The organism is Sphingomonas sp., assembly GCF_031380695.1.
GTDB lineage: Bacteria > Pseudomonadota > Alphaproteobacteria > Sphingomonadales > Sphingomonadaceae > Sphingomicrobium.
Window position 1 is genome coordinate 1 of sequence record NZ_JANMWY010000195.1, and the last position, 3,992, is coordinate 3,992.

General features: G+C 64.1%; 3 protein-coding genes. All 3 read right to left on the minus strand.

What is annotated here, in order from left to right; all coding sequences use genetic code 11:
- On the minus strand, positions 1-735 hold a 735-nt coding region (locus RMN84_RS07160; RefSeq protein WP_309611495.1), incomplete at its 3' end, for an alpha-amylase family glycosyl hydrolase.
- Entirely contained in the window at positions 732-2,243 is a 1,512-nt protein-coding gene (locus RMN84_RS07165) for a tryptophan 7-halogenase (RefSeq protein WP_309611496.1), read from the minus strand. The genes RMN84_RS07165 and RMN84_RS07160, both read right to left, overlap by 4 nt.
- Positions 2,244-2,303: 60 nt before the next feature.
- On the minus strand, positions 2,304-3,992 hold a 1,689-nt coding region (locus RMN84_RS07170; protein ID WP_309611497.1), incomplete at its 5' end, for an outer membrane beta-barrel protein.

A 3,992-nucleotide genomic window follows, 5' to 3' on the forward strand; every position in this document is an offset into this window, starting at 1 on the left:
CCCGCGGTTGTGATAATAGATCGGGTCGTTGAGCCACACCGGCGTCTTGGCATGAACCTCCGCCGCCGGCACGAACGGCGTGTAGGCGAAGCCGGGATCGGTCAGCTTCACGAAATTCGCCGCGCTGCCGTCCTGGTCGCCCGCGAACCCGGCATTGATCGCCCCGCCCTTAACGCCGCCCTTGCGCTGGTACGGAGTGTCGGCTCGGCTGCGATAGGCACACGGCTGCTGCCACGCGCACTCCTTGTAGCGGATGACGTCGGCGGTGTGGTTGGCGATGATGTCCATATAGACTTTCATCCCGCGTGCGTGCGCTGCGTCGACCATCGCCTTGAAGTCGGCGTTGCTCCCGAGATGAGGATCGACCCGGGTGAAGTCGGTGATCCAGTAACCGTGATAGCCCGCCGTCTCCGCCCCGGGCGCGCCCTGCACCGGCTTGTTGACGAACACCGGCGACAGCCATACCGCCGTCGCGCCGAGCGATTGGATATAGGGCAGCCGCCTGGTCAGCCCCTTGAGGTCGCCACCATGATAGAACCCCTTGTGCGTGGGATCGAACCCGGTCGTCAGCCGCCCGCCCTTCAGACCGCCGCGATCATTGCGCGCATCGCCATTCTCGAACCGGTCCGGCAACAGGAAATAGATCACCTCGTCCTGCGGCAGCCGCGCGCGAGAATCGGCGACCGGTGCCGTGGCCAGCGCCGCTGCGGCTAGGAGGATTGCCGGTATAATCATGCCGCGAGCGCCGCGCCGTGGCGTGCCAGAAATTGCTCGTGCGTCGGCATCTGCATCGCCTCGCGCTGCATCAGCGCCTCCCAGGTTTCCATATAGCTTTTCAAATCGTCTGGCTCGATCGCGTCGACCAGCGGGTGGTGACGCTGCGGTATTACTCCCTGCCCGACCAATACCTGCAACCAGCCGACCTCGGTGAATAGATCGTCCGCAGCGCGGAAGATATGGCCCGCCTCGCGGAACAGCTCGATCTTGTGCGCCAGGCTGTCGGGTACCGGCATCGCCGCGCAGTGCCGCCAGAAGGGCGTGTCGTCACGCTCGGTCGCCTTGTAATGAAGTACCAGGAAATCGCGGATCGCGTCATATTCGAGCGTGGTCTGGCGATTATATTCATCCGCGACCCGCGCCGATCCGTCGCGCTCCGGCATCATCTTGAGCAGCCGCGACAGGCCCGACTGGATAAGGTGGATGCTGGTCGATTCGAGCGGCTCCATAAACCCCGAGGCGAGCCCCAATGCGATGACGTTGCGATTCCAGAATTTGCGGCGCTTGCCCGTCGTGAACCGCAGCATTCGCGGCTCGGCCTGCGGCGCCCCGTCGAGGTTGGCGAGCAGCGTGTCGCGCACTTCCTCCTCGCTGGTGAAGGCGTCGCAATGGACATAGCCGTTGCCGATGCGATGCTGCAGCGGGATGCGCCATTGCCAGCCGGCGGCGCGCGCCGTCGATCGCGTATAGGGGGTCAGCCCGCCGCCGCTGGCGCAGGGCACCGCCATCGCCCGGTTGCACGGCAGGAAATTCGACCAGTCGTCGTAGCCGGTCGCCAGCGCGCCCTCGATCAGCAGCCCGCGAAACCCCGAGCAGTCGATGAACAAATCGCCCGCGACCATCCGCCCGTCTTCGATCGTCAGGCCGGTGACGTCGCCGCCTTCGCCGTCGCGAGTCACGGTTCCGATCCGCCCTTCGACCCGCATCACCCCGCGCGCTTCGGCGAAGCGGCGCAGGAAGGCGGCGTAGAGCATCGCGTCGAAATGGAACGCATAGGGCATTGGCGGGACGACATCGGTCGTCTTGAGCGGGCCACGCTGCATCCGGCCCGCGCGCGCGGCGATCTCGTTGAGTGAATAATGGCCGAGTTCCTCCGCCAATCCGAGCGAGCGCGCGCGGCGCCAGTAATGCTGGAACGGGACGATGCCGATATCGCGGCCCACTTCGCCGAACGCGTGCATGTAACGCGATCCCAAGTGGTGCCAGTCGACGAATTCGATGCCCAGCTTGTAGGTCGCCTGAGTCTCGCGGACGAAGGTGTCTTCGTCGATCCCCAGCGCCTGATTATAGAGGTTGATCTGCGGGATCGTCGCCTCGCCCACCCCGACCGTCCCGATCTCGTCGGACTCGACCAGAGTCACGCGAGTGCCGCTGTGGACGAACGACGACAGAATCGCCGCCGCCATCCATCCGGCGGTGCCGCCGCCGGCAATGACGATATGGCTTGGGCGACAGTCCTGATTCACTGATCTTCCTGACCGCTCAAAACGCGGAGGGGGCGGCACGCGGCCGCCCCCTGACGTTGATCAGAACTTGTACGCAAGGCCGAGGTAATAGTCGCGGCCATAGTGCTGATAATCGCGAACCAGGCGCGGATCGTTACCGTCATAGGTGACGAACGGGCGGTCGGTCAGGTTCTTCGCCTGCAGCAGGACCGAAAGCCCCTGAAGCATGGTGCCCTTCTGGAATTCATACCCGATTTGCGCATCGAGAATGCCTTCCGCCTTCGACGTGCGATATTCCGGGTTGGCCGACAGGCCGGCGATCTCAGCCAGGAACTTCGAGCGATAGCGATAGCTCACCCGCGCCTGGAACCCGCTCTTCTCGAAATAGGCTTCCGCGGTGCCGACCCACTTCGACTGGCCCGGGATGGTGATCGCACTCGGGCTATTGGCGTAGCGTACCCGGCTCTTCACATGGCTGATGCTGGTGAAGATGCCGAGCCCGTCGAGCGCCGAGGTGAAGTTGCTGAATGGCAGCGACAGCGTTGCTTCCTGGCCCAGGATATAGCCTCGTCCGGTATTCGCCGGAAGCGACAGGCGACCCAGGGTCGTGCCGATCTGACTGCGGATGCTGGCCGGCAGGTTGGCAGCGAGCGAGGCGAAGTCATAGGTGGTCGAGTTGTTGGGATCGACGAACTTCGTCAGCTTCTTGTAATAACCGCTCAAGGCGACGTAGCCCGACTTGGCGAAATAATGCTCGAGCGAACCGTCGACGTTGAACGAGCGGTACGGCTGGAGCGCCGGGTTGCCGCCGGAGGAACTGAAGGCGCTGTTGGCCGCCGTCGTCCCCGACAGCTTGCTGAAGTCGATGCCGACATTCTGAGTCACCCGCTCCTGGTCGAGGCGCGGACGGATCATCGTCTTCGATACGCCGGTCTTCAGAAACGTATTGTGCGCAATGTTGAACGACAGCGCCAGACTGGGCAGCACATCGGTGTAGCTGGAACTGCCCTTGGCCGGTGCAAGCACCACCGTCGGCACGCCGGCGATGGTCTGCAGGCTGGCGATCCGACCGGTCGACGTCTGCTTGGTGTGCACCACCTGCACGCCGAGCGCGCCGGTCACCGGCACCGCGCCGAGATCGGCATCGATGTTGACCTGGGCATAGCCGGTCAGCACCTTTTCAGTGACATTGTAATCGCGCGCCAGCGAGTCCGGACGATTGTCGAACTCGGCATTATAGGCGTTGGCGTAGAGATAGTTCGGGTTCAGCGCGATCATCCGCGGCACGCCGAGATAGGCCAGCGGCACCGTGCCGACGACCGCCGCCGCCGGGATCGGCGCCGAGGTAATCTGGCCGCTGGTCAGCGTGCAGCTCGGGTTGGCGTCCTTCGGGCACAGGAAGAAGCTCTTGTAGAGCGCATCCTTCGAGCGACGTGAGTAATTCGCGCCGACTTCCCAGCTCTTCAACCCGCCACCCAATTCGCCGCCGAGGCTGGCCCGGAGCGCCTTGAGGTCGTCCTTGAACCGCGGCTGGTTGAGGAAGCCCGACTGGACCACCGTCTGCGTCCCGTTATAGCCCCACCCGCGCGGGTCGGTCAGGACCAAATTGGCGGGATTGCCGTAATCGAGCGTCGGGACGATATCGAACGTCCCGTTGGGGTTCGCCGTGATGCGGATGATGTCCTTGACACCCGACTGGTTGTAGCCGGTGCCGCTGTAATTCTCGAGCAGGAAGTCGGTCCGCTTGGCCCGTGACCAGCTGCCGTCGAC